Here is a 25,462-nt window from a genome sequence, read left to right as displayed (position 1 = left end):
GCTGGTCCGGTCATGCGATGCTCCCGGTGCGGAGTTGGGTCGCTTCGTGCACGTCATCGGCGTCGGGGCGTTGCCGACCGTCGAGGTCGGCGATGCTCCAGGCCACCCGGATCACCCGGTCGAAGCCCCGGGCGGAGAGCGCGCCGCTGTCGAGCAGCCGGCGCAGCGCGTACGTGTCGTTCGCCGGTAACCGCCACCGGGGGTGGCGCAGTTGCGGCCCCGGCACCTCGGCGTTGACCCGCCAACCACCGGCGGCCCAACGGTCAGCGGCGGCGGCGCGGGCCCTGCCGACCCGTTCGGCGACCACGGCGGACGATTCGACGGTCTGCTCGGCGGCCATCAGTTCCGCCGCGCGCAGCGGGCTCACCGTGACCTGTACGTCCAGTCTGTCCAGCAGCGGGCCGGAAAGCCGGCCGAGGTAGCGGCGGCGTGCCAACGGCGGGCACTCGCACGAGATGTCCCCGGAGGGTTTCGCGCACGGGCACGGGTTCGCCGCCACCACCAGTTGCACCCGGGCGGGATATTCGGTGCCGCCCCGGGCCCGGGTCAGTACGATCCGACCGCTCTCCAACGGTTGGCGCAGCGCCTCCAGGGCGCCTCGGGCATATTCGGGGGCCTCGTCGAGAAAGAGCACCCCACGATGGGCCAACGACACTGCGCCGGGCCGGGCCAGCCCCGACCCACCACCTACCAGCGAGGCGATCGTCGCCGTGTGGTGCGGGGCCTGGAACGGCGGTCGGCGCAGCAGCCGCCCGTCCGGAGGCAGCAGCCCGGCGATCGAGTGCAATGCGGTCACTTCCAGTGCCGCCTCGTCGTTCAGCTCGGGAAGGATCGAGGGCAGGCGCTCGGCCAGCATGGTCTTGCCGGCGCCGGGTGGGCCGAACAGGGCCAGATGATGACCGCCGGCCGCGGCGATCTCCAACGCGCGTCGGCCGAGCAGCTGTCCGGCGACGTCGGCGAGATCCGGGCCGGGTCGGGACGGCACCGCGGGCGCGGCCGGCGGATCGAGCAGCGGCGTGCCGTCCCGGACGAAGCTCACCAACCGGTGCAGGGTGTCGACCGCCCGGACCCGTACTCCTGGTACGACCGATGCCTCTGCGGCGTTCGCCAGGGGTACGACCACCCGGGTGATGCCGGCTCGGGCGGCGGCCGCGACCATCGGGAGCACGCCCCGGACCGGTCGAACCGTGCCGTCGAGTCCCAACTCGCCGAGCACGGCTACCTCGTCCAGCGGGGCGAGGGGCAGTTCGCCCGAGCCGCCGAGCAGCGCCGCCGCGATGGCGAGATCGAACGCCGAACCGTGCTTGGGTAGCGTCGCCGGCAGGAGGTTGACCGTGATCCGGCGGTTCGGCCAGCGCTGACCGGAGTTGACGATCGCGGCGCGCACCCGATCTCGGGCCTCGTTGAGTGCGGTGTCGGGCAGTCCGGAGAGCACGACGGTGGGCAGGCCGGTGGACAGGTCGGCCTCGACCTCGACGACGTGCCCGGCCACGCCGACCAGTCCCACGCAGAGCACCTTGGCATAACTCATCGATCGGACCTGGGAAAGCGGTCTCGCGGCATCGGCATGGGCTCGACCCTGCCCGGAACGGCCCCGGTGGGCGGGCCCGACAGAGTGGCCTGTGGACAACCGAGGGTCCTGTGGATGTCCGGACGATCAAGCTGCGACTGTGCTATGTGGCCGCCGTCGACGCTAGGTGGCCGCCGTCGGACGGTCACCCCTGATGGCGGCCGCTCTCCGACCGGGTGGTCGGTCGGCAGGCCCGGCTATCCGCCCGGGCCGAGGCGGCTCAGGTCCGCCGTTTTCCGGATGCCCCGGCCCGGTCGAGAAGCTCGTGCAGGAGCGCGACGACCTCGTCCGGGGCGAAGGACATCGCCTGCTCGCCCACCGTGACCTCGAAACTGCACCGTCTCGGGTCGGGGGCGGAGCGTACCCGCGGGAAGAGTTGGACGCCGTGCTCGGCGACCATCTCCGCACCGGCCCGTTCGACGTCCTGGCTCGACGCGGGGAGGTGGACGTGGAAGATCGGTGTCTGGGGCGGATCCGGCCAGGCCAGCGCCGTACCGTCGGTGTTGATCGCGGCGGCGATCGCGATCGCGTGCTCCCGGAACGCCGGCATCCGGGGCAGCAGGTTGTCCAGGCCGGCGAGACCGGTCAGCGCCAGTGGCCAGGCATCGTGGATCGCCCCACCCAGCCGGCTCCGCCACACCGCTGCCTCGGCGAGGGTTTCGGCGTCGGAGGCGAGTACGGCACCCCGGACGCCGAGCAGGGCCTTGTAGAGGGAGGTGTAGACGGTGTCGAACAGGCCGGCGATCTCCGCGAACGGCCGGCGGTAGTAGGTCTGCGCCTCCCAGATCCGGGCGCCGTCCAGATGCGCCGCCGCACCTCGGGCCCGGACAGCCGTGACCTGCTCCCGCAGCTCGTCCCACTCGGGTAGTTGCCCGCCGATGTCCCGCTGCGGCAGCTCCCAGACCACCGCGGCCAGCGGTTCCCCGATCGCCGCCAGAGCGGCGCCGGTCATCAGCCGGTGCCGGTCCCCGACGGGATGGAACCGCAGCCCGTGCACCGCGTGGTAGCCCCGCTGCTCCCAGACGTCCAGGTGGCTCTGCGGATGTGCGGCGAACGCGTGCCGGCCGCGACGCTCGGCATGGATCCGCAGCGCCACCTGCTGCGCCATCGTGCCGGTCGGGAAGAAGAGCGCCGACTCCGTGCCGAACAGGTCGGCGATCCGCCGCTCGAGCCGGGCGACCGGGGCGTCGGGGCCGCCCGGTGGGGTGTCGTCGTCGACCTGGTCGAGCATCTGCCGCAGCACCGCCCGGGGCATCCGGCGGATCGGTGCGTGCAGGAACAGGGACCGTCGGATCGACGCGGCGGGGCCGGCGTGCGGGTGGGACTCGGGTGGGGGCATGGAGCGAGTCTCGCCTTGTTGCCAATATCTTGCAATAAGGAGATCGTCGTACTCAGAACGCCGCCCGCAGGTGCTCGACGCGGGCGGGTCCGCTGCGCGCCGGGTACACCTCGACGACGTCGAACCGGATCTGCTCCGGATGCACCCCGCTGGTCCGCAGCCACTCGGCGGCCAACCGGCGCACCCGGCGTGACTTCCTGCCCACCACCGCCTCGGCGGGCGTGCCGAACGTGTCGCCCCGTCGGGTCTTGACCTCGCAGAAGGCGAGGACGTCGCCGTCCCAGGCGATGATGTCGATCTCGCCGTGGCCACACCGCCAGTTGCGGGCCACCACCCGCAGCCCTGCCTCGACCAGGTGCCGTACCGCGCATCGTTCGCCGTACGCGCCGATCGCCTGTCTCGCCGCTGTCATGACCGGACCCTGGCTCCCGCGGGCAACCGGGACAACCCGGAGGTGCCCGGGCTGTGGATATCCGAGGGTGCTGTGGATGGTCGGACGATCAAGCCCCTTGGCTGCTATGTCCACCTGGTGAGGACGGGAGCGGGCGAAAACGAGATCGCCAGGGGTGCCATCGAGCGGCGGAGTAACGCGGCCCGCCAGCGCCGGCCCCGGCCCGCCAACCGCATCGGCAGACGTCAGCGGCGACCGGCCGGCGGGCATCCCGCCGTCGACCGGCGGCGGACCGGCCGACTGGCGGACACCCCGGCAGGCCACATACGGTGCGTGGCCGTGGAGCAGCAACGCAACTTTCCGGAAGAGCAGACCTCCGGCTGGCGGGCCGACGACCATGGCTACCCCGACCAGCGCTGGCACGGCCTCGGCGAGGACCGTTACGCCGACGACGAACAGCCGGCAGCGCCGCCCCAGCGCGGTGGTCCGGCACCGGACGGCCGCTACGACCGATCCTTCGACGCCAGCACCGACCGGTACGCCGATCCAGCCCGGTACGGGGCATCGTCGCGTCCCACCGGTCCGGAACCGTACGCGGCGCCGGACCCGCGCGGCGGGAACCCACTGGACGGCGGCGGATACCCCGGCTTCGTACCGACGGGTGGCCCTGATCCCGCCCGGCCATCCCTGGACGTCCCGTTGCCGAGCTTCGGCGCCACCCCGACCGGCACCGGATCGGGGTATCCGCCCAGCCCCTGGGCTGCGGATCCGTCCGGGCAGCAGGCCGGCGCCACGGCACCCGGTGCGGCCGACGTCACCGGTCGGCACGATGCCGGCCCGTCCGGCCCGGACCAGGGTTGGGGCGGCGGCCGGCATGGCGCCGGGCCGGCCGGCCCGGCGCGGCCGGCTGGCGAGGTCGCCGATCCGGGAGGGCCGCCCAGGAGCGCCGACCATGGCCCCTCGCCGTTGACCGGCTACCCGATCGTCCAGCCGAGCCGCAGCGCCGATCCCGTCGCGTCGGTTCGCAGCAGCGCCGATCCCGTCCAGCCCGTCCGTGGCGCCGATCCGGTCCAGTCCGTCAGTGGCGGCGCTCCCGCCCAGTCCGTCGGTGGCGGCGCTCCCGCCCAGTCCGTCGGTGGCGGCGCTCCCGCCCAGTCCGTCGGTGGCGGCGCCCATGCCCAGTCCGGTGGTGGCGGTGAGGGCTGGCGGTCGGGCCCCGGCGGTGATCCCGCCCTCTCCGGCAGTGGTCATGAGGGCGGGCAACCGGGTCGTGGCGCCGACCAGACCGGCGTGCTGGACCAGCCGACGAACCTGGTGCCGCAGATCGACCCGCGTGCCGGCGTGGGTGGCGTACCGGGCGGTGCCGACCCGGGCCAGCGCGCCGAGGCGATCGACCCGGCGGGGCCGTACCGGTCGAGCACCGCCGGCGCCCCCGGCCAGCCGGCACCGGGGCTGCCCGGCGGACTCGGCCTCCCGCCCGGCGACGGCGTGTACCGGACCCGTCGGCCGGCACTGGCCGTGATCCTGGTGCTTCTCGTGGTGATTTTCGAGGTGCCGGCGGTACGCCTGCTTCTCGACGGAGCACTCGGTGATCCGGTCCTGCCGTCAGCGCTGCTCTCCGGGACCTTCCTGGTGCTGGGACTGCCGATTTTCGCCGTCGGCCTGTACGGTCTCGCCACCAGCGCCGCCGTCCTGGCCGATCCGGCTCGCGGATGGCTTCGCCCGCCGACCGGCTATCTCAGTATCGGCCTGGTGCTCTTCGTGGCGGCGGCGCTCGCGGCCGGCTGACGCCCGCCCGGCGGTGGGACGAGGAACAGGCGGGGCGTCGAAGGGGCGGGACGCGGAACGGGCGGGGCGTCGAAGGGGCGGGACGCGGAACGGGCGGAACGTCGAAGGGGCGGGACGCGGAACGGGTGCGACGCGGACTGGGCGTCGAGGCGGCTGGCCGCATCGCCCGGACCGGGGGTGACGACCGGGGCATTCGGGGACAGCGTGCCCGGATGAGGCCGCCCACCTGGGCATCCGCCGGTCAGGTTGACCGGATCTGGCGGTGAGCGATGGCGGGTGGGGGTTTGTGCGCTGGTGGGCGCGGCGGGGCGTACACTTGGCGATTGGCGACCGCCTCGCGCGGTCGACCTCGCGTGCCCTCTCCACGGTTCGTCCGTGGGGCGACGGCCCCCTGGTCCCGATTTCCCATCGGGTCCGCCATGGCCGGCGATCAGGCGCCAGGACGCCAGGCCGCCGGCCCGGCGTGACAACCAGGGACAACCGAGGAGTACCCCACCATGGCCGTCGTGACCATGCGTCAGCTGCTGGAGAGCGGTGTCCACTTCGGGCACCAGACCCGGCGCTGGAACCCGAAGATGAAGCGCTTCATCTTCACCGAGCGTAACGGCATCTACATCATCGACCTGCGGCAGACTCTCGACTACATCGAGAAGGCGTACGACTTCGTGCGCGGGACCGTCGCCGAGGGCGGCAGCATCCTCTTCGTGGGTACCAAGAAGCAGGCCCAGGAGGCGATCGCCGAGCAGGCGACCCGGGTCGGCCAGCCGTACGTGAACCACCGCTGGCTGGGTGGCATGCTTACCAACTTCCAGACGGTCTACAAGCGGCTGCAGCGGATGAAGGAGCTGGAGGCTCTCGGCGACCTGTCGGGCACCGCGCAGGGCTACACCAAGAAGGAGACCCTGCAGCTCTCCCGCGAGAAGGACAAGCTGTCGCGCACCCTCGGTGGTCTGCGGGACATGCAGAAGGTCCCGGCCGCGATCTGGGTGGTCGACACCAAGAAGGAGCACATCGCCGTCGACGAGGCCCGTAAGCTGGGCATTCCGGTCATCGCCGTCCTCGACACCAACTGCGACCCGGACGAGGTCGACTTCCCGATCCCGGGCAACGACGACGCGATCCGCTCCGCCGAGCTGCTGACCAAGGTGATCGCGGCGGCCGTCGGTGACGGGCTGATCGCCCGTTCCGGCAAGCGCCGGGGGACCGACGAGAAGCCCGAGCCGGGTGTGGTCGGCGCTGGCGAGCCGCTCGCCGAGTGGGAGCGCGAGCTGATCGAGGACAACGAGAAGAAGGCGTCCGGCGAGGCGGAGCGGAAGGCCGGCGAGCCGGCGGGCGTCGCCGCCGCCGAGTGATCTTCGTGTCGGGAACCGCCGGCTGATCGTCGCAGCCGGCGGGTCCCGAACCGCTACGAGTCACGGCGCGGATACGTACCGATCGGGGTAGTCCGCAGAAGCAAGTCCGCAGAAGCACCACGAATCAGCCGCGTTACACACCGAAGAGAGAGTCATGTCCAACTTCACCGCCGCGGACGTCAAGAAGCTCCGGGACCTCACCGGCGCCGGCATGATGGACTGCAAGAAGGCCCTCACCGAGGCCGAGGGCGACTTCGACAAGGCCGTCGAGATTCTGCGCGTCAAGGGCGTCAAGGACGTCGGCAAGCGGGCCGGCCGGACGGCCGCCAATGGCCTGGTGGCGCACTCCGGCAAGGCGCTGCTCGAACTCAACTGCGAAACGGACTTCGTCGCCAAGAACGCCGACTTCATCGCGTTCGCCCAGCTCCTGGTGGAGCACGGCGCGCAGGCCGGGGTCGCCGACGCCGAGGCGCTGCTCGGCAGCACGCTGCCCGACGGCCGGACCGTCGCCGACGCCGTGCAGGAGCAGTCGGCCAAGATCGGTGAGAAGCTGGTGCTCAACCGCTTCGCCGTCCTGGACGGGACCGTCGCGGTGTACCTGCACCGCAAGGCGCAGGACCTGCCGCCGCAGGTCGGCGTGCTGGTGGAGTACAGCGGCAAGGCCGACGAGGCGGGCGACGCCGACGCGCGCGCCGTCGCTATGCAGATCGCCGCGATGCGTCCCAAGTACCTGACCCGGGACGAGGTGCCGGCCGAGACCGTCGCCTCCGAGCGGCACATCGCCGAGCAGACCGCCCGGGAGGAGGGCAAGCCCGAGGCCGCCCTGGCGAAGATCGTCGAGGGTCGGGTGAACGCCTTCTTCAAGGACTACGTCCTGACCGAGCAGGCCTCGGTCGCCGACAACAAGAAGTCGGTCAAGCAGGTGCTGGCCGAGGCCGGCATCGAGGTGACCCGGTTCGTCCGCTTCGAGGTGGGTCAGGCCTGAGTCGTTACCGTGGGCCCGGGTCGCCGTGACCGGACCTGCGGTGGGAGTCGACACGGACGGGAGGCCGCAGGTGTACGTGACGGACACCGCGGCCTCCTCGTCACGTAGGGTCAGCAGCGGCAGGATGGCTGAACTGGGCGCCGGCGTACCGGTGTGGGAAGGCGGGTCGGATGACGCAGGTTGTGAGTGACCGGACCCTGGCGGCGGACGACCCGACGGCACCGCCTCCCGGGCGGCCCCGCCGGGTGGTACTCAAACTCTCCGGTGAGGTTTTCGGCGGTGGGGCGATCGGCGTCGATCCGGACGTCGTCCAGGCCATCGCGCGGCAGATCGCAACCGTGGTACGCCGGGGCGTGCAGGTCTCGGTGGTGGTCGGCGGCGGGAACTTCTTCCGTGGCGCGGAGTTGCAGAAGCGTGGCATGGACCGGGCCCGGGCCGACTACATGGGCATGCTCGGTACCGTGATGAACTGCCTCGCCCTCCAGGACTTCCTGGAGAAGGAGGAGATTGAGACCCGGGTGCAGAGTGCGATCACGATGGCCCAGGTCGCCGAGCCGTACATCCCGCTGCGCGCCATCCGGCACCTGGAGAAGGGCCGAGTGGTGATCTTCGGCGCGGGTGCCGGGATGCCGTACTTCTCCACCGACACCGTCGCGGCGCAGCGGGCGCTGGAGATCCGCGCCGACGTGGTACTGATGAGCAAGAACGGGGTGGACGGCGTCTATACCGCCGATCCGCGTACCGATCCCGGTGCCAGCAAGCTTGACAAGATCACCTTCTCCGAGGTGCTGCGTCGCGGTCTCCGGGTCGCCGACGCCGCCGCGTTCAGTCTGTGCGAGGAGAATGGCCTACCGATGCTGGTGTTCGGCGCGGAGGGCGACGACACCATCATCCGAGCGGTAGCCGGCGAGCCGATCGGTACGTTGATCACGACGTGAGTCGGGCAGGTTCCCGGGCCGGCGGTGGGGGCCCGGGTGGAGATTTCGGGAGCAGTAGCCAGCAGAGGGAGGCGAAGGAGCAGGTGATCGACGACACCCTCCTCGAGGCCGAGGAGAAGATGGAGCGCGCGGTCGAGCACGCCAAGGAGGAGTTTGGCGCAATCCGTACCGGGCGGGCCACTCCGGCGATGTTCTCCAAGATCATAATCGACTACTACGGCAGCCCCACCCCGCTGACCCAGATGGCCTCGGTCGGGGTGCCCGAGCCGCGGATGGCGATCATCAAGCCGTACGACGCGTCGCAGCTGCACGCCATGGAGAAGGCGATCCGCGACTCCGACCTCGGCGTGAACCCGAACAACGAGGGCACCCAGCTGCGCATCCTGCTGCCGCAGATGACCGAGGAACGGCGCCGGGACATGATCAAGGTGGCCCGGCACAAGGGCGAGGAAGCCAAGGTGGCGATCCGGAACGTCCGTCGGCGTGCCAAGGAGGAACTCGACCGCATCGTCAAGGACGGCGAGGCGGGCGAGGACGACGGGCGGCGTGCCGAGAAGGAGCTGGACGACCTCACCCACAGGTACGTCTCGCACGTGGACGAGTTGGTGAAACACAAGGAAACCGAGTTGCTCGAGGTCTGATGTCCCACGTCGACCCCTACGGCGGTACCGCGGAGCAGCGTGGCCGGCAGCGGCCGGAGCAACCACGTGGCCCGGAATGGTCCCGTGGCCCGGGGCAGCAGGACGGACCGTCGGGCCGACAGCGAGCGGCCGGCGACGACGACACCTGGGCTCGGGCGCGGCACGGCGGTGCCGCGCCCGACCCCTATGCGGTCGCGCCCGACCCCTATTCGGCACCGACGGACGCGTACCCGGCCGTGCCGAACGGTTATCCGGGTGCGGCGGAGACCCATCCCGCGGTGCCCCAGGGCAGTCCGGGGGCGGTCGACGGCTACCCCGGGGCCGGTCGGCGGGCGGGCGGGCCAGCCGGGCAGCGCGCCGACCGGCTGGCCGAGGGCGTACCGGACCCGTCGCTGGCCGAGGGCGTCGGTCCGGCCGGTCGGCCGGGCAGGCGCGGGAGTTGGCACGGCAGACCGGATCCGACGGTGGAGCGGCCGCCTCCCGGGCCGGCTGGTGGACCGGCGCGTTCCGAGGCCGGCCGGGCGACCTACCGCGACAGGCCCGACCGGCCCGATTGGCTCGACCTGTCCGACCGGCCTGACAGGCCGGACGAGGCCTGGGTCGGCGCCGAGCCGGCGGCGGACGCCCCGACCAACCCGGTCGGCTGGCCGTTGGTCGATCCGGTTCCGCAACCGGATCCCGAACCTGCACCCGAACCCGTGCCGCCGGTCCGAGCCGGCCGAGGGCGGCGTCGGGCGACCCGGTCCGGCAAGCCTGCCGGGCAGTCCCGGGCGGGCCGGAACCTGCCGGCCGCGATCGGTGTGGGGCTGGCGCTCGGTGCGGCGATCGTCGTGCCGCTCTTCCTGTTCCGGCCGGCGTTCCTGCTCGTGGTGGCGCTCGCGGTCAGCGTCGGCATCTGGGAGATGACCCAGGCGGTACGCCCCGCCGGGATGCGACCGCCGCTCGTGCCGCTGGTCGCCGGTGGGCTGCTGATGGTCGGACTCGCCTGGTGGGCCGGTCCCGACGCGCTCAGCCTCGGGCTGCTGGTGACCGTACTCGCCACCATGGTCTGGCGACTCGGGGACGGGCCGGCCGGCTACCAGCGGGACATGACCGCCGCCGCTCTCATCGCGGTCTACGTGCCGTTCCTCGGCGGGTTCGCGGCGCTGCTCGCCGCCGAGCCGGCCGACGGTGACCTGCGGATACTTGCCACCCTGGTCGCGGTGGTCCTCTCCGACACCGGTGGGTACGCCGCCGGAGTCGCCTTCGGCAAGCATCCGATGGCTCCCTCGGTGAGCCCGAAGAAGTCCTGGGAGGGCTTCGCCGGCTCGGTGCTGGCGGCCGCGGTGGGCAGCTCCCTGCTCCTGGCGTACCTGCTCGACGTGCAGCTGTGGTGGGGTGCCCTCTTCGGGGTGGCGGTCTCGGTCGCGGCCGTCCTGGGCGATCTCGCCGAATCCATGATCAAGCGGGACCTGAAGGTCAAGGACATGAGCAACCTGCTACCGGGGCACGGTGGACTGATGGACCGGCTGGACTCGATCCTCTTCGCGGTGCCCACCGCCTACCTGCTGCTGGCGATCTTCGCTCCGGCCGGTTGAGAGGTGAGATGAGCCTGCACATCCGCGCGCCGAGGGCCTGGTCAGGGGTTCGGCACCTCCGGCCAGGTGCGTTGTCGCGCGGACGTGGGAGACTGGACAGGCCATGACGAGCCTGCCCTTGATCCAGATTGCGCCGGACGATCCGACCCGGTCCCCGTCGCGTCGCGCGGCGATGCCGCCCCGACACCTCGCCGACCTCGATCTGCCCGGCCGGCAGGCGGCCGTCGCCGAGCTGGGGGAGCCCGCGTTCCGGGCCCGGCAGATCTCCACGCACTACTTCGGGCGGCTTGTCCGTGACCCGGCGCGGATGACCGACCTGCCCGCCGCGGTACGGGACCGGATCGCGGCCGACCTGCTGCCGAACCTGCTCACCTCGGTACGCGAGGTCGCCACCGACGATGGCGCGACCCGCAAGGCGTTGTGGCGGTTGCACGACGGCTCGCTGGTGGAGAGCGTGCTGATGGGTTACCCGGACCGGGTCACCGTCTGCATCTCCAGCCAGGCCGGCTGCGGCATGGCCTGTCCGTTCTGCGCCACCGGCCAGGCCGGGCTGACCCGCAACCTCTCCACCGCCGAGATCGTGGACCAGGCCGTGCAGCTCGCCGGGGTGGCCGCGTCCGGCGTGATCGCCGGGGCACCGTCCCGGCTGTCCCACGTGGTCTTCATGGGCATGGGCGAGCCGCTCGCCAACTACGCGCGGGTGGTTGCCGCCGTCCGGCGGTTGACCGAGCCCGCCCCGGAGGGGCTCGGCCTCTCACAGCGGCACATCACCGTCTCCACGGTCGGCCTGGTCCCCGCGATGCGGCGGCTGGCCGAGGAGGGACTCTCGGTGACTCTTGCGTTGTCGCTGCATGCGCCCGATGATGAGCTGCGCGACGAACTGGTTCCGGTTAACCAGCGGTGGAAGGTTGCCGAGGTGCTGGACGCCGCATGGCACTACGCGGAGCGCACAGGGCGTCGGGTGTCCATTGAATACGCGATGATCAGAGATGTGAACGACCAGCCATGGCGGGCCGACCTTCTCGGTCGGCTGCTGGCCGGCCGACTGACCCACGTCAACCTGATCCCGCTCAACCCGACTCCGGGAAGCCGATGGGACGCGAGCCCCAAGCCGGTGGAGCGGGAGTTCGTCCGGCGGCTCCGGGCGGCCGGTGTCTCGACGACCGTCCGGGACACCCGGGGGCGCGAGATCGACGGGGCGTGCGGCCAGCTGGCCGCCGCGGCGGTGACGCAGTGAGCGACCGGGTCGACAGGCTTAGTAGTGCCGATTGCGGCGCCGACGCGCGTGGCGGGGCGGCGGCGTGAGCGAGCGAAGCGAGCGAGCGAACCAGGAGACATAGTGGCGAGTCAGGGTCAGCGTTTCCGGCGCAAGGCGCTCCGGCGGGGCTACAAGGTCGATGAGGTGGACACGTTCCTGGATCGTGTCGAGGCCACGCTCGCCGGTGAGTCGCTGGGCGCGCCCGTTGCCGCCCAGGAGGTGCACGACGTCGTCTTCCGGGTGCGCTTCGGCGGGTACGACGAGTGGCAGGTGGACCTGCACCTCGACCGGGTGGAGCGGCAGATCGCCGAGCTGGAGGAGCGCGGCGGCGGTCGGGGCGGCGGCCCGCGGCTGACCGACCGAGGAGCCCCGGACCGGATGGGCCCGCCCGACCGGATGGGCCCGCCGATGCGTGACGACCGAGGGCTCCCGCCCGGCCAGCTTCCGCCGCGGCCGATGCCGGCCCAGGCAGGCCCGCCCAACGATCCCTACGGTCAGTACGACGAGCCGACCGGCACCTTCAGCGGCGGCTTCGGCGGCCAGCGGGGTGGGTTTGATCCGCAGCGTGCCGGGGCGGAGCCGCCGTCGCGTGGTGGTTTCGATCCTCAGCGGGGTGGGTTTGATCCGCAGCGTGCCGGGATGGAGCCGCCGTCGCGTGGTGGTTTCGATCCTCAGCGGGGTGGGTTTGATCCGCAGCGTGCCGGGATGGAGCCGCCGTCGCGTGGTGGTTTCGATCCTCAGCGGGGTGGGTTTGATCCGCAGCGTGCCGGGGCGGAGCCGCCGTCGCGTGGTGGTTTCGATCCTCAGCGGGGTGGGTTTGATCCGCAGCGTGCCGGGGCGGAGCCGCCGTCGCGTGGTGGTTTCGATCCTCAGCGGGGTGGTCCGCCGGAGCCTCAGCGGGGTGGGTTCGACCCGCAGCGGGGTGGGTTCGACCCGCAGCGCGGCCCGGGGGCAGCACTTCCTCCGCGCGCACCCGGCGGCCCGGCTGCTCCGGGTGGTCCCCCCGGCGGCTTCGGGCCGGACGAGCGCTTCGACGGTTTCGACACGGGTCGGCCCGGCCGGGCCGACATGACGGCCGAGATTCGGATGCCGGACCGGGACCAACGTGGTCCGGGGCGCGGCATGGGCGATGCCCTACCGCCGATGCCGGGGCCGGCCGGCGGGCCGCCGATGGGAGGGCCACCGGCGGGCGGCCCGGGGCTCGGCGGTCCGCCGATGATGGGTCCGCCCGGTAGCGACATGGCCCGGATCGATCACATCCGGCGCTCTTTCCAGGTACGCCGGTTCGGCAGCGGCTACGACCCGGACCAGGTCGACCGGTTGTTCGAGGGGATCCTCGGCAGCATGGCGGGGCGGGGCCCGATGCCGGTCAACCCGGCCGACCTCGACACCACCCGGTTCGGGCTGGTGCCGGGCGGCTATTTCGAGGCCGAGGTCGACGCCGCGCTCAAGGAGGTCAAGGACCTGCTACTGGGCCAGTGATCCGCCTCGGCGGCCAGTCGCGCATCCGGCCGGGGTCAGGAACGCAGGCCGTTGCGGCGCAGGATCGCGTCGCCGACGACGGCTAGGACCAGGGCGGCGGCGATCGCTCCGAGCCAGATCTTCGCGATGCCGCTGACCTCGTTGTTGTTGAACATCATCGACACCAGCACCGCCGCGGAGAGGATCGCGCCGATCCGGCCCGCCCTGCGGTGTCCCGGCTTGCGTTGGTCGGGTGACGTCACCGGCTCGCTTCCAGCCACTTTCCGGTCCTTCCTCACGATCGGATGCTGGTAAGTCTGGCATGTGCCGCCGGGGACACGGCGCACGGGCCGGCCCTTCCGGCACGCTTCGGCTCCGGCCGGGAGGCTCCGGCGCGATCGGGTGGCGCAACCCGGCGTCGCGGGTAGACCGGTACGGGGCCTCCGGTAGCGTTTGGGCGTAGGCCTTCGATCGCCGGTGGCGAGGGATGGGATTGTCGATGTCTAGGGGGACTGTGCGGTGCGTTTGACCGGTACGGGACACGCGAGTATGCGGATCGACACCGGTGCGGGCAGCATCCTGTGCGACCCGTGGGTCAACCCTGCCTACTTCGCCTCATGGTTCCCTTTCCCGGACAATTCACAGCTTGACTGGGAGACCCTCGGCGACGTCGACTACCTCTACGTCTCCCACCTGCACCGGGACCACTTCGACGCGGCGCACCTCAAGCGTTTCGTCTCGAAGAAGGCCACCGTCCTGCTGCCGGAGTACCCGACCTCGGAGCTGGAGGACGAGCTGCGGGAGCTGGGCTTCACCAGCTTCCTGCGGACGAAGAGCGACGAGGTCGTCGAGCTGGACGGCGGCCTGAAAGTGATGATCCAGGCGCTGACCAGTCCCACCGACGGCCCGATCGGTGACTCCTCGCTCTGGGTGGAGTACGACGGCGTACGCCTGTTGAACCAGAACGACGCCCGCCCCACCGACCTCGGGGTCTTCGCCGAGCTGGGGCACGTGCACGCGCACCTGCTCCAGTTCTCCGGCGCGATCTGGTACCCGATGGTCTACGAGCTGCCCAGCGCCGCGAAGACCGCGTTCGGCAAGCAGAAGCGGGACCGGCAGATGGACCGGACGATCCGCTACATCGACGACCTCAAGGCGTCCTGGGTGTTCCCGATCGCCGGGCCGCCGTGCTTCCTCGACGACGAGCTGTGGCAGTTCAACGACATCCACGGCGACGAGGGGAACATCTTCCCCGACCAGCAGGTCTTCCTCGACCACTACACCGGGCTCGGCTACGACAACGGGGTGATCCTGCTCCCCGGCACCGTCTCCGAGATCGGTACGGACAGCGTGCACACCACCCACCCGGTGCCGGACGTGCGGGAGTTCTTCGCGGGTAAGGAGGAGCACCTGCGGGCGTACCAGGAACGGTCCCGGCCGGTGATCGAGGCGGCGAAGGCGTCCTGGCGGCACCCCGAGATCGACGTTCTGGCCGAGATGAAGCGCCGGATCGAGCCGCTGCTGGACGAGTCGATCTACCTCGCCAAGGGTGTCGGCGGGCCGGTCCGGTTCGACCTGGTGGGCTACGACGGGGAGAGCGTCGAGTCGATCCTGGTGGACTTCCCGGGCAAGGAGGTCCGGCCGTACGCGGACGAGAAGGTGCGCTACCGGTTCCGTACCGAGCGGGCGCTGATCGAGCATCTGCTGCACATCGAGGAGGTGGACTGGGTCAACTCGCTCTTCCTCTCCTGCCGGTTCTCGGCGGCCCGGATCGGCCAGTACAACGAGTTCGTCTACGCCTTCTTCAAGTGCCTCTCCGAGGAGCGCCTCCAGTACGCCGAGGGCTGGTACGACGAGCACGAGCGGGCCACCGACGCCGAGGATGTCACCATCGGCGACTGGGTGGTGCAGCGGCGCTGCCCGCACCTGAAGGCGGACCTGACCCGGTTCGGCATCGTCGAGGACGGCCAGCTCACCTGTCAGTTGCACGGTTGGCGGTTCGACCTGGCCAGTGGGCGCTGCCTGACCAGCGTCGGGCACTCGATCCGGGCGCACCGGGTCGACGACTGAGCCAGGTGTTGGCAGGGGGCCCTCTACAACGGAAAGCGCCCAGTGCGGGCGCCCTTCCTTACAGCCGGCCGAGGTCGGTGAGGATGCGGCGGGCCGCGTTGTGCCCGGCCGCGCCGATCACGCTGCCGGCGGGGTGGCATCCTGCGCTGCCGGCGTAGAGCCCGTCGATCCCGGTGGCGTAGGGCATCCGGTCGGTGAACGAGACGGTGTTGTCGACGTGGTGGATGTGCCCGCCGGTGATTCCGAAGTGCGCCTCGATGCCGGGTGGGGTCAGCGGCACCGCGTCGGCGACCAGTGCACTGGTGCCGGGGGCGTACCGGTCGCAGATCTCCAGTAGCCGGGTCACGTATCCGGGTAGCAACTCGTCCCAGGAACCGTCGGACGGGGCGTACGGGACGGACTGCACGAAGAGCGCCGACGAGTGGTGCCCGGCCGGGTCGCGCAGCGACGGATCGACGGTGGTGTGCAGGTACCACTCGATGGTCGGCTCGTCCGGCAGCCGTCCCGCCCGCACGTCCGCCCACATGCCGCGCAGCGCCGCCATCGGCGAGCCGGTCGAGCCAGCCGACGAGCCGGTCGAGCCGGTCGAGCCAGCTGGCGGGCCGGTCGACAAGGCCGACGAGCCGGTCGGGGCGGGCAGGAGCGCTGCCGAGCCGGGCAGGAGGTGGATGGTGGCGCCGAACGGGCTCGGCGCACCCTCGGGCAGGCAGGAGAAGTCCGGCAGCCCGGCGAGCGCCAGGTTGACCTTGAGGGTGCTGCCGGTGCGCCGGACCGCCGCCATCCGCTCGGTGAGCGCGGCCGGCAGCGCGCCGTCGGGCACCAGCGCCATCAGCCGGTACGGATCGCCGGCGCCGAGCACCACCCCGGCGGCGACGCTCCGGCCGTCGTCGAGCACGACACCGCTGGCCGCGCCGCCGTCCAGGGTGATCGCGGCGACCGGGGTACCGCCGAACAGCTTCGCCCCGGCGGCCCGGGCGGCGTCGGCGAGGGTCTGGCTGACGGTGCCCATGCCACCGGCCACGATCATCCAGGTGCCGCCCGCGCCGGGCAGCCGGCACATGTTGTGGGCCAGGAAGTTGTGGCCGGTGCCCGGGTCGTCCGGTCCGGCGTTCAGCCCGGAGAGGCCGTCGGTTACCGCGTACATCGAGACCAGCAGCTCGGAGCGGAAGTCGAACCGGGCGAGGTAGTCGGCGACCGAGCCGCGTACCAGGTCTTCGAAGACCTGGCGCAGCGCGGGCCGGATGTAGCGGTCGGCGGTCTCCGGCACCGGCAGCGGCTCGGCCAGCCAGGCCGGCGCGAGGTCGTCGCGGAGCGCGGCGAGTTCGGCCTGCATCGCGTCGTCGGCCGCCACGTCGGCCCGGGAGAAGAACCGTTCCATCTGCTGCCGGGTCGTCTCCCGGTCGGCGCCGAAGAGCAGGTACGGCGAGCCGGGGCCGCCCGGGGTGGGCAGGAAGTAGTGCGGGTCCCGGCGCAGCACCGGCAGCTTCACGTCGAGCAGCCGGATCAGCTCCGGCGGCATCAGGCCGAGCAGGTACGAGCCGGTGGAGTGCCGCAGCTCGGGCACCTTCGGAAACGGGTTCTCGGTGCGGGCGGCTCCGCCGAGTGTCTCGGCGGCCTCCAGCACCACCACGTCGAGGCCGGCCCGGGCCAGCAGGATCGCGGACACCAGGCCGTTGTGGCCGGCACCGACGATCACGACGTCGGCGCTGCGGGGTAGCTCGGCGGTCATGCTCCGGAAGCCTAGTTCGGCCGGGCAGCCCCGGGTGCGGGCTTGGCCGGTGTCGGTGTGCGGGTTCCAGGGCGGGGAAGTACCGCGGTGGGCATGGTGAACGATGTTCACCGGAGAGGCACTGCTACGGCCGAGACCTCGGCGGCTGACAGGGAGCGGCGATGTTCGGGTGGTGGGGTGGGACGGTGGTCCGGCTCCGGTGGGCGGTGCTCGCCGCCGGCCTGGTGCTGGTCGCGGTCGGGGCGACCTGGGGGACCGGGGTGTTCGGTTCGCTGACCGGCGGCGGCTTCGAGGACCCTGGCAGCGAGTCGGTCCGTACCGACCGGCGGATCACCGCCGAACTCGGCAACCAGGGCGCGGACCTGCTGGTGCTCTACTCCAGCCCGGAGCGCACCGTCGATCAGCCGGCGTTCCGGGACCCGGTCACCGGTACCCTCGACCGGCTCCGCCAGCATCCCGAGGTCGCCAGCGTGACGAGTTGGTACGAGACCCGGGCGCCGGCCCTGCTCGCCGCGGACCGGCACGCCACCTACGCGGCGGTGCGGTTGCGGGCGACCGACCCGGACAGGCAGTCGGAGGTGTACCGGCAACTGCGGCCGACCCTGAGCGCACCCGGGGTCAGCACCGAGGTCGGCGGTACCGTCGCCTTCCTGGTCGAGGCGAACGAGCAGACCACCGAGGACATCACCCGGGCGGAGATGTTCTCCCTGCCGATCCTGCTGGTGCTGCTCATCCTGATCTTCCGTGGGCTGGTCGCCGCCGCGACGCCGTTGCTGGTCGGCGGGCTGGCCATCCTCGGCGGCTTCGTCGCCGTCCGGCTGCTCGGCATGGTCACCGACGTCTCCGTCTTCGCCATCAACATCATCACGTTGATCGGCCTCGGCATGGCCGTCGACTACGCGCTCTTCATCGTCAGCCGGTTCCGGGAGGAACTCGCCGCCGGCCGTCCGAGCACCGAGGCGATCCGGCGCACCATGGGCACCGCCGGCCGGACGGTGATGGTCTCCGGGCTCACCATCGCGACCGCGCTGGCCAGCCTGCTGATCTTCCCGCAGTCGTTCCTCCGCTCCATGGGGTTCGGCGGGATCGCCGCCGTCCTGGTCGCGATGCTCGCCTCGTTGACCGTACTGCCGGCCCTGCTCGCGGTGCTCGGGTCGCGGATCAACGCGCTCGCCGTACGCCTGCCGTGGCGGCGCCGGCCGGACGGTGCCGACCGGGTCGGCACGGCGGGTGTCGGCGGTTCCGGTGCCTGGGCCCGGCTGGCCCGCAGCGTGATGCGCCGACCGGTGCGCTACCTGCTCGGCGTGCTCGCGGTGCTGGTCGTCCTCGCCGCCCCCTCCGTACGGATGGAGGCCGGCGGCTTCGACGAGCGGGTGCTGCCGGCCGACGCGGTGCCCCGGATGGTGGCCGAGCGGATCGAGTCCGACTTCCCGGGCGGCAGCGTCGGCCCGGTCGAGGTGCTCGTCTCCGGTGCGTCGGCGGCGCAGGCGCAGCGGTTCGCCGACGAGGTGCGCCGGGTCCCCGGGGTGACCGGGGTGCAGGTGACCGCTAACAGGGGCGAGCACACCCTGCTGTCGGTGACCTATCCCGGCGAGCCGACCGGCCCGGTGGCGGAGCGGGTGGTCCGGCTCGTCCGGGACCTCCCGGCACCGGCCGGCGCGGAGGTACTCGTCGGTGGCCGGCCCGCCTTCGACGTGGACCTGCTGGAGAGCCTCACCTCGCGGCTGCCGTTGATGGCCCTGATCATGGCGTCTGCAACCCTGGTGCTGCTCTTCCTCGCCTTCGGGTCGGTGCTGCTGCCGATCAAGGCGGTGTTGATGAACCTGGTCTCGATCGGCGCGTCGTTCGGCGTGGTGGTCTGGATCTTCCAGGATGGACATTTCGCCGGCTGGCTCGACTTCACCCCGACCGGATTCATCGAACCGAGCAATCCGATCCTGATGCTGGCGGTGCTCTTCGGGCTCGCCACCGACTACGAGGTCTTCCTGCTCTCCCGGGTGCGTGAGGAGTGGGACGCCACCGGCGACAACACCGCCTCGGTGGCGGCCGGTCTCCAGCACACCGGGCGGATCATCACCGCCGCCGCGCTGCTGCTGATCGTCGTGGTCGCCGGGTTCGCCACCGGTGGCGTGGTCTTCGTCAAGCTGATCGGGGTCGGGATGATCGTGGCGATCGTGGTCGACGCGACCCTGGTGCGGGCGCTGCTGGTGCCGGCCACGATGCGGCTGCTGGGGCGGTGGAACTGGTGGGCGCCGGGTCCGCTGGCCCGGGTCTACCGCCGGTACGGCATCCGCGAGTCGTGGCCGGCTCCGCCGGCGGGCCCGACCGAGGAACTCGGCTCCACCCGGACGGCCACGACCGGCCCGACCGCCTGACAACGCCGGGCCCCGATCGCAACTCCGGCCGGAGCCCTCGGCCGAAACCCCGGTCGAAACTACCGGTCGGCGTCCGAAAGTACCGGTTGAAAAACCTCGAGGTTTCTGCCAGCCTGAAAGCCATCGATAAGTGTGAACGCTCACATGATCTTTCCAGTCGCTGGAGGCGCCTCACGGGAGACCACCATCAGGCCCAGTCACCTGCCAGGTGAGCACGTCCACCACCTGGAGAACCCAGCGCCCGCTGCCACTTCCGGCGGGCGATCGGGGCTATTTCATCGCAACCTCCTACCTGGTCAGGTAGTCAGAGTCGCCTCGCCTCCGGCCGGACCCCTGACGTGCCGACCGGGCGGACTCAGCATCGTCGCCGCCATCTGAGCGGGACCTCCCACCCGAACAGCGACAGCGATTCCCCTATCCCCATCGCTGGAGGAAACAGCATGATTTTCCGGACTCATCCCCTTACCCGAGCCCGACAACGAACACTCCTCCTTTCCGGAACCGCCGCGATAGTTGCGGCCCTCGTGGTGGCGTTGCTGCCCAATCTCGCCCAGGCCGCCGAGACGACCCTCGGGGCCGCCGCGGCCCAGTCCGGCCGGTACTTCGGCGCCGCCGTCGCCGGTGGAAGGCTCGGCGACAGCGCGTACACCTCGATCCTGAACCGCGAGTTCAACAGCGTCACCGCCGAGAACGAAATGAAGATCGACGCGACCGAGCCGCAGCAGAACAACTTCACCTTCGGCAACGCCGACCGGATCGTGAACCACGCCCTCAGCCGTGGTTGGCAGGTGCGCGGTCACACCCTGGCCTGGCACTCGCAGCAGCCGGACTGGATGCGGAGCATGGAGGGCACCGCACTACGACAGGCGATGCTGAACCACGTCACCCGGGTGGCCAGCTACTACCGGGGCAAGGTAGTGGCCTGGGACGTGGTGAACGAGGCGTTCGACGACGGCAACAGCGGCGCCCGCCGCAACTCCAACCTGCAACGCACCGGCAACGACTGGATCGAGGCCGCGTTCCGGGCCGCCGACGCGGCGGACCCGAACGCGAAGCTCTGCTACAACGACTACAACACCGACAACTGGACCTGGGCCAAGACCCAGGCCGTCTACAACATGGTGCGCGACTTCAAGCAGCGTGGCGTGCCGATCGACTGCGTCGGCTTCCAGTCGCACTTCAACGCCAACTCGCCGTACAACAGCAACTACCGCACCACGCTGTCCAGCTTCGCCGCGCTCGGCGTGGACGTGCAGATCACCGAGCTGGACATCGAGGGCTCCGGCACCACCCAGGCCAACACCTACCGCAACGTGGTCAACGACTGCCTCGCGGTTCCCCGCTGCAACGGCATCACCGTGTGGGGTGTGCGGGACTGCGACTCGTGGCGCTCCAGCGGCACCCCGCTGCTCTTCGACTGCAACGGCAACAAGAAGGCCGCGTACAACTCCACCCTGGAGGCGTTGAACAGCGCCACCCCCGTACCGACCACACCGGGGCCGACTCCCAGCACGCCTGGGCCGACCCCCACCACACCGGCACCGTCGGGACCGATCGATCCGAGCGCGTGGTACGAGGTGTTGAACCGCAACAGCGGCAAGGCGTTGGACGTGTGTGGCGTGTCGACGGCCGACAACGCCTGCATCCAGCAGTACGCCCGCTCCGGCGGGGAGAACCAGCAGTGGCAGTTCGTCGACTCCGGTGACGGCTACTACCTGGTGCGGGCACGGCACTCGGGCAAGGTGCTGGACGTCTCCAACTACTCGACCGCGGATGGCGCCGCGATCGTGCAGTACGCCGAGCACGGTGGGACGAACCAGCAGTTCCGGGCGGTCGACGCCGGCGGCTACATCCGGCTGATCGGACGGGCCAGTGGTAAGGCGGTGGAGGTGCAGAACGCGTCCACCGCGGACAGTGCCCGCGTCGTGCAGTACACCGACCACGGCGGGACGAACCAGCAGTGGCAGTTGGTCCGGGTCGGCGCGCCGCCCGCCACCACCCCGCCGGGGCCGACACCGACGGCCAGCACCACGCCGACGCCGACACAGGGCGCCCACTGCCCCCTTCCGTCGTCGTACCGGTGGTCGTCGACGGGTGCGTTGGCGCAGCCGAGGTCGGGTTGGGTGTCGTTGAAGGACTTCACCTACGCGCCGTACAACGGGCAGCATCTGGTGTACGCGACGACGCACGATACCGGTACGACGTGGGGCTCGATGAACTTCGGTCTCTTCTCGGACTGGTCCCAGATGGGGTCGGCCAGCCAGAACGCGATGTCGTCGGCGACGGTTGCGCCGTCGTTGTTCTACTTCGCGCCGCGTAACATCTGGGTGCTGGCCTACCAGTGGGGTGGGACCGCCTTCTCCTACCGGACGTCGAGTAACCCGACGAACGCGAACGGGTGGTCTGCGCAGCAGACGCTGTTCACCGGGAGTATCTCCAACTCCAACACGGGTCCGATCGATCAGGCGCTGATCGGTGACAGCTCGAACATGTATCTCTTCTTTGCCGGGGACAACGGTCGGATCTACCGGGCGAGTATGCCGATCGGGAACTTCCCGGGCAGTTTCGGTTCGAACTACACGACGATCATGACTGACTCGACGAACAACCTGTTCGAGGGTGTGCAGGTGTACAAGTTGCAGGGTGAGAACCGGTACCTGATGCTCGTGGAGGCGATCGGTTCGCAGGGTCGGTACTTCCGGTCGTTCACCGCGACGAGTCTGGGTGGGTCGTGGACGCCGCAGGCGACGAGTGAGAGCAATCCGTTCGCTGGTAAGGCCAACAGTGGGGCGACCTGGACCAACGACATCAGTCACGGTGAGCTGATCCGGACCAACGCGGATCAGACGATGACGGTCGACGCCTGCAATCTGCAGTTGCTCTACCAGGGGCGATCGCCCAGTTCGGGTGGCGACTACGGTCTGCTGCCGTACCGGCCGGGCCTGCTGACACTGCAGCGCTGATCAGGACCGGATGACGACGGGGACGGGCGGGCTCGGCGCGGACCGAGCCCGCCCGGCAACCGGACTGCGCAATGCACGCCGGTAATCCACCACCACCTGAGAAGGACCACCACCACCACAAGGAGGAACCGACAGTGCGACAGCACGCAATTGATCCCACACCCTCGGAGGGTGTCGGGGCTGATCGCCGGTCCCCTGGCCTGCGGAGCTGGCTGCTCAGCCTCGCCGCGGCCGGAATCGCGCTCACCCTCGGGCTGTTCACCATGGCGGTGACGACCGGGTCGGCGTCGGCCGCCGACAACCCGTACCAGCGGGGGCCGGATCCCACCCGGGCCAGCGTCGCGTCCGTGAACGGGCCCTTCGCCACCGCCCAGACCAGCGTCCCCGGCGGGTACGGCTTTGCCGGTGGCATGATCTACTACCCGACCGACACCAGTCAGGGAACCTTCGGCGGGATCGCCATCTCGCCCGGCTACACTGCCCTGTTCTCCGCCGAGCTGGCCTGGATGGGGCCGTGGCTGGCGTCCCACGGGTTCGTCGTGATCGGCATCGAGACCAACAGCCGGAACGACTTCGACGAGGCCCGGGGCACCCAACTGCTCGCCGCACTGGACTACCTCACCCAGCAGAGTCCGGTACGCACCCGGGTCGACCCGAACCGGCTGGCGGTGTCCGGTCACTCCATGGGCGGCGGCGGTGCGCTGAACGCGGCCATCCGGCGTCCGTCGTTGAAGGCCACGGTCGGGATCGCGCCGTTCCTGCCCTCGTCGAACCTGGCCAACGACCGGGTGCCCACGATGGTGTTCGCGGGGCAGGCGGACACCGTGGTGAGCCCCTCCTCGGTCCTCAACCAGTACAACAGCCTTCCGGCCACGACGGAGAGCGTCTACCTGGAGGTCGCCGGTGCGGATCACGGGTTCATGGTCGGCCGGCCCAACAACGTGATGATTCGGACCATGCTGCCGTTCCTGAAGATGTTCGTCGACAACGACAGCCGCTACAGCCAGTTCCTCTGCCCGCTGCTGGACTCCAGCGGCGTGGTCACCTATCGCAGCACCTGCCCGCTGCTGCCCCCGGCGCCGACCACCCCGCCGGCCACCGGTAACCCGACGAATCCGCCGACCACGCCTCCGGTGACTCCGACCGTGTCGCCGACCGTGCCGCCGGGTTCGGCGTCCGAGATTCGTGGTGCGCAGTCGGGTCGGTGTGTGGATGTGCCGAACGCGTCGCGGAGCAACGGTACCCGGGTGCAGCTCTACGACTGCAACCGGCAGACGAACCAGTCGTGGACGTACACCTCGGACAGGCAGTTGCGGGTGTACGGCGATATGTGTCTGGATGCGGCGGGTTCCGGTAACGGTGCGGCGGTGCAGATCTACGGTTGTCATGGTCAGGCCAACCAGCAGTGGAATGTCAACTCCAACGGGACGATCAGTGGGGTGCAGTCCGGGCGGTGTCTGGATGCGTGGAGTACGGCCAACGGGGCGCAGATCCAGTTGTACGACTGTCACGGACAGACCAACCAGCGGTTCAGCCTTACGCCTGTCGGGTGACGGGTTGATGGAGTACCTCTGAGACAGGCTGGCCGGACGGGCGGGCTCGGCGTCACGCCGGGCCCGCCCAATTCGCTGGCCGACCGGGTACCGGGTGACTACTATCCGGCCGCGTGACGACGATCTACGAGACCGAGCGGCTGGTGGTCCGCGACTGGACGTTGGAGCCCGACGACCTGGCCCGGGTCTTCGACATGTACTCCCGGCCGGAGGTGGTCCGGTTCTTCAACCGGTCCACCTTGCCGCTACGGGAGCCGGCCGGCGCCGAAGAAGGGGTTCGCCAGTGGCACGCCCGCAACGCCGAGTTTCCGGCAGGGTACGGCATCTGGGCGGTGCAGCGCCGGGAGGACGGCCGGGTCGTCGGCACGGTGATGCTGAAGCCACTCCCCGGACGCGACGAGGCGAAGCTGACCGACGACATCGAGGTCGGCTGGCACCTGCACCCCGACTCGTGGGGGCACGGCTACGCCACCGAGGCGGCCCGGGGCGCGATCGAGCGGGGCTTCGCCGCCGGGGTTCCGGAGATCTACGCCGTGGTGGCCCCCGGCAACGAGGCGTCGATGGCGGTCGCCCGGCGGCTCGGCATGACCTCGATCGGCCGACGCACCGACTGGTACGGCGGCGAGGAGTTGGAGACGTTCCGGCTCAGCCGCCCGTGACCGGTTCCGGTCCGACCGGGACGGGGATCGGTCCGCCGGGGCTGGAGCCGGTCGGTCCGGGACCGGTTCGGGTCGGCCCAGTCGGCGGGGAGCGGCCGGGCCGGGTTGGGCCTGGCCGGGGTCAGCTTCGGCGTGGCCGGCACCAGCCGAGGAACCGGGCGAACAGGGCTGCGGGGTCGGGGCCGGGGTGGGGATTGAGCCGGTACAGGTCGGCGGTGGCGGCAAAGAGCGCCGCACCGAGGTACACGTGCAGCCCGACCCGGTCCTCGCGGTAGTCGACCAGCAGCGTCAGACGCGCCACCGCACACGGCCATGGCTGGCCGCAGGTCCGGCACAGCCACAACGGACGTAACGGCAGGTGCGGTCGAGGTGACGGCGGCCGAGGTGACGGTGGGCGGTTCGCCGGGTTCACGTTCGCAACCGCGCTGGCCGAGCCAACGCCGGGTCGGCGCCGGGCCGGTAGCGCTCGGCGACGTCGGTGTCGATCCGGACCCGATCGAACCTCCGGAGCGGCCCCCGGTTCGTCGGCCGCTCGCGGGGAGGCGGGGGCGACAGGTTCGCGCCGATCCGAGGCCCCGACGGGTACGGCGGGACCAGCGGCGGCGGGTTGAACCGGTCCGGGCACGGCCACCGGTCACCGCAACGACAGTGCCGCCACCAGAGGCGGCGCCAGTTTCGCCGGTGCACCGGGGCGTACCGGACGGGTTCGGGTTGGCGCCGCAACGGTGACCACATCGGACCGCGACCTCCTCCTCGGGCTGGGAACCCGGGGACCGGCTCGGGCAAGGACGAGTTGCGGGCCGGTCCCCGGGG

Annotated in this window: 19 protein-coding genes; 13 read left to right on the top strand and 6 right to left on the bottom strand. The window is 71.0% G+C overall.

What is annotated here, in order from left to right:
- Positions 1-10 precede the first annotated feature (10 nt).
- From EV371_RS25670 to EV371_RS25660, 3 genes are all read right to left on the bottom strand, one after another.
- Positions 11-1,531, bottom strand: a complete 1,521-nt coding sequence (locus tag EV371_RS25670; RefSeq protein WP_130464319.1) for a YifB family Mg chelatase-like AAA ATPase — start codon at positions 1,529-1,531, stop codon at positions 11-13.
- Positions 1,532-1,790: 259 nt separating this feature from the next.
- A complete protein-coding gene (locus tag EV371_RS25665) occupies positions 1,791-2,909 on the bottom strand; it encodes a beta-eliminating lyase-related protein (protein ID WP_130464318.1) in 1,119 nt (372 codons plus the stop codon).
- A gap of 52 nt (positions 2,910-2,961) precedes the next feature.
- Positions 2,962-3,321 (bottom strand): YraN family protein, encoded by a 360-nt coding sequence (locus EV371_RS25660; protein ID WP_130464317.1) that lies wholly within the window; start codon positions 3,319-3,321, stop codon positions 2,962-2,964.
- 318 nt (positions 3,322-3,639) lie between these two features.
- Between EV371_RS25660 and EV371_RS25655 the strand changes: the two genes are divergently transcribed.
- The 8 genes from EV371_RS25655 (at position 3,640) to EV371_RS25620 (ending at position 13,321) form a co-directional block, all read left to right on the top strand.
- On the top strand, positions 3,640-5,088 hold the full coding sequence (locus EV371_RS25655) for a hypothetical protein (protein WP_130464316.1): 1,449 nt from the start codon (positions 3,640-3,642) through the stop codon (positions 5,086-5,088).
- 497 nt (positions 5,089-5,585) lie between these two features.
- Complete coding sequence (rpsB, locus tag EV371_RS25650) at positions 5,586-6,440, top strand: 30S ribosomal protein S2 (RefSeq protein ID WP_130464315.1); 855 nt, start codon at positions 5,586-5,588, stop codon at positions 6,438-6,440.
- A gap of 154 nt (positions 6,441-6,594) precedes the next feature.
- On the top strand, positions 6,595-7,425 hold the full coding sequence (tsf, locus tag EV371_RS25645) for a translation elongation factor Ts (RefSeq protein ID WP_130464314.1): 831 nt from the start codon (positions 6,595-6,597) through the stop codon (positions 7,423-7,425).
- 170 nt (positions 7,426-7,595) lie between these two features.
- The gene (pyrH, locus tag EV371_RS25640; RefSeq protein WP_130464313.1) at positions 7,596-8,363 is read left to right on the top strand and encodes a UMP kinase; all 768 of its coding nucleotides are present in this window, start codon (positions 7,596-7,598) and stop codon (positions 8,361-8,363) included.
- Positions 8,364-8,446: 83 nt separating this feature from the next.
- Positions 8,447-9,004, top strand: a complete 558-nt coding sequence (gene frr, locus EV371_RS25635) for a ribosome recycling factor (protein ID WP_130464312.1) — start codon at positions 8,447-8,449, stop codon at positions 9,002-9,004.
- The gene (locus EV371_RS34640) at positions 9,004-10,581 is read left to right on the top strand and encodes a phosphatidate cytidylyltransferase (RefSeq protein ID WP_486484788.1); all 1,578 of its coding nucleotides are present in this window, start codon (positions 9,004-9,006) and stop codon (positions 10,579-10,581) included. Before frr ends, EV371_RS34640 begins: the two co-directional genes overlap by 1 nt.
- Positions 10,582-10,684: 103 nt before the next feature.
- A complete protein-coding gene (rlmN, locus tag EV371_RS25625) occupies positions 10,685-11,818 on the top strand; it encodes a dual-specificity RNA methyltransferase RlmN (RefSeq protein WP_130464311.1) in 1,134 nt (377 codons plus the stop codon).
- Between the two features lie 102 nt (positions 11,819-11,920).
- A complete protein-coding gene (locus EV371_RS25620; RefSeq protein WP_130464310.1) occupies positions 11,921-13,321 on the top strand; it encodes a DivIVA domain-containing protein in 1,401 nt (466 codons plus the stop codon).
- Between the two features lie 35 nt (positions 13,322-13,356).
- On the opposite strand, the gene EV371_RS25615 is transcribed toward EV371_RS25620, so the two are convergent.
- The gene (locus EV371_RS25615; protein WP_130464309.1) at positions 13,357-13,581 is read right to left on the bottom strand and encodes a hypothetical protein; all 225 of its coding nucleotides are present in this window, start codon (positions 13,579-13,581) and stop codon (positions 13,357-13,359) included.
- Between the two features lie 238 nt (positions 13,582-13,819).
- On the opposite strand from EV371_RS25615, the gene EV371_RS25610 reads away from it, so the two are divergent.
- Positions 13,820-15,370, top strand: a complete 1,551-nt coding sequence (locus tag EV371_RS25610) for a Rieske 2Fe-2S domain-containing protein (protein WP_130464308.1) — start codon at positions 13,820-13,822, stop codon at positions 15,368-15,370.
- Between the two features lie 58 nt (positions 15,371-15,428).
- Here the strand turns inward: EV371_RS25610 and EV371_RS25605 are convergent, their stop codons facing one another.
- Positions 15,429-17,099, bottom strand: coding sequence for a phytoene desaturase family protein (locus EV371_RS25605; RefSeq protein ID WP_130464307.1), 1,671 nt, complete (start codon positions 17,097-17,099; stop codon positions 15,429-15,431).
- A gap of 161 nt (positions 17,100-17,260) precedes the next feature.
- Here EV371_RS25605 and EV371_RS25600 point away from each other — a divergent pair, with 161 nt between their 5' ends.
- From EV371_RS25600 to EV371_RS25585, 4 genes are all read left to right on the top strand, one after another.
- Positions 17,261-19,474, top strand: coding sequence for an MMPL family transporter (locus EV371_RS25600; protein ID WP_130464306.1), 2,214 nt, complete (start codon positions 17,261-17,263; stop codon positions 19,472-19,474).
- 533 nt (positions 19,475-20,007) lie between these two features.
- Entirely contained in the window at positions 20,008-22,437 is a 2,430-nt protein-coding gene (locus EV371_RS25595) for a non-reducing end alpha-L-arabinofuranosidase family hydrolase (RefSeq protein ID WP_486484971.1), read from the top strand.
- Positions 22,438-22,571: 134 nt separating this feature from the next.
- Positions 22,572-23,990 carry a poly(ethylene terephthalate) hydrolase family protein gene (locus tag EV371_RS25590; RefSeq protein ID WP_130464304.1) on the top strand — a complete coding sequence of 473 codons (1,419 nt, stop codon included), beginning with the start codon at positions 22,572-22,574 and terminating at the stop codon, positions 23,988-23,990.
- Between the two features lie 113 nt (positions 23,991-24,103).
- The gene (locus tag EV371_RS25585; protein ID WP_130464303.1) at positions 24,104-24,649 is read left to right on the top strand and encodes a GNAT family N-acetyltransferase; all 546 of its coding nucleotides are present in this window, start codon (positions 24,104-24,106) and stop codon (positions 24,647-24,649) included.
- 121 nt (positions 24,650-24,770) lie between these two features.
- Here EV371_RS25585 and EV371_RS34635 read toward each other — a convergent pair whose 3' ends face one another.
- Positions 24,771-24,950 (bottom strand): hypothetical protein, encoded by a 180-nt coding sequence (locus EV371_RS34635; protein ID WP_349340533.1) that lies wholly within the window; start codon positions 24,948-24,950, stop codon positions 24,771-24,773.
- Positions 24,951-25,462 lie beyond the last annotated feature (512 nt).

This window comes from Plantactinospora sp. CNZ321, from assembly GCF_004217235.1.
The sequence above is the reverse complement of the archived record's forward strand: the minus strand, read 5'-3'. Positions and strand labels throughout refer to the sequence as shown.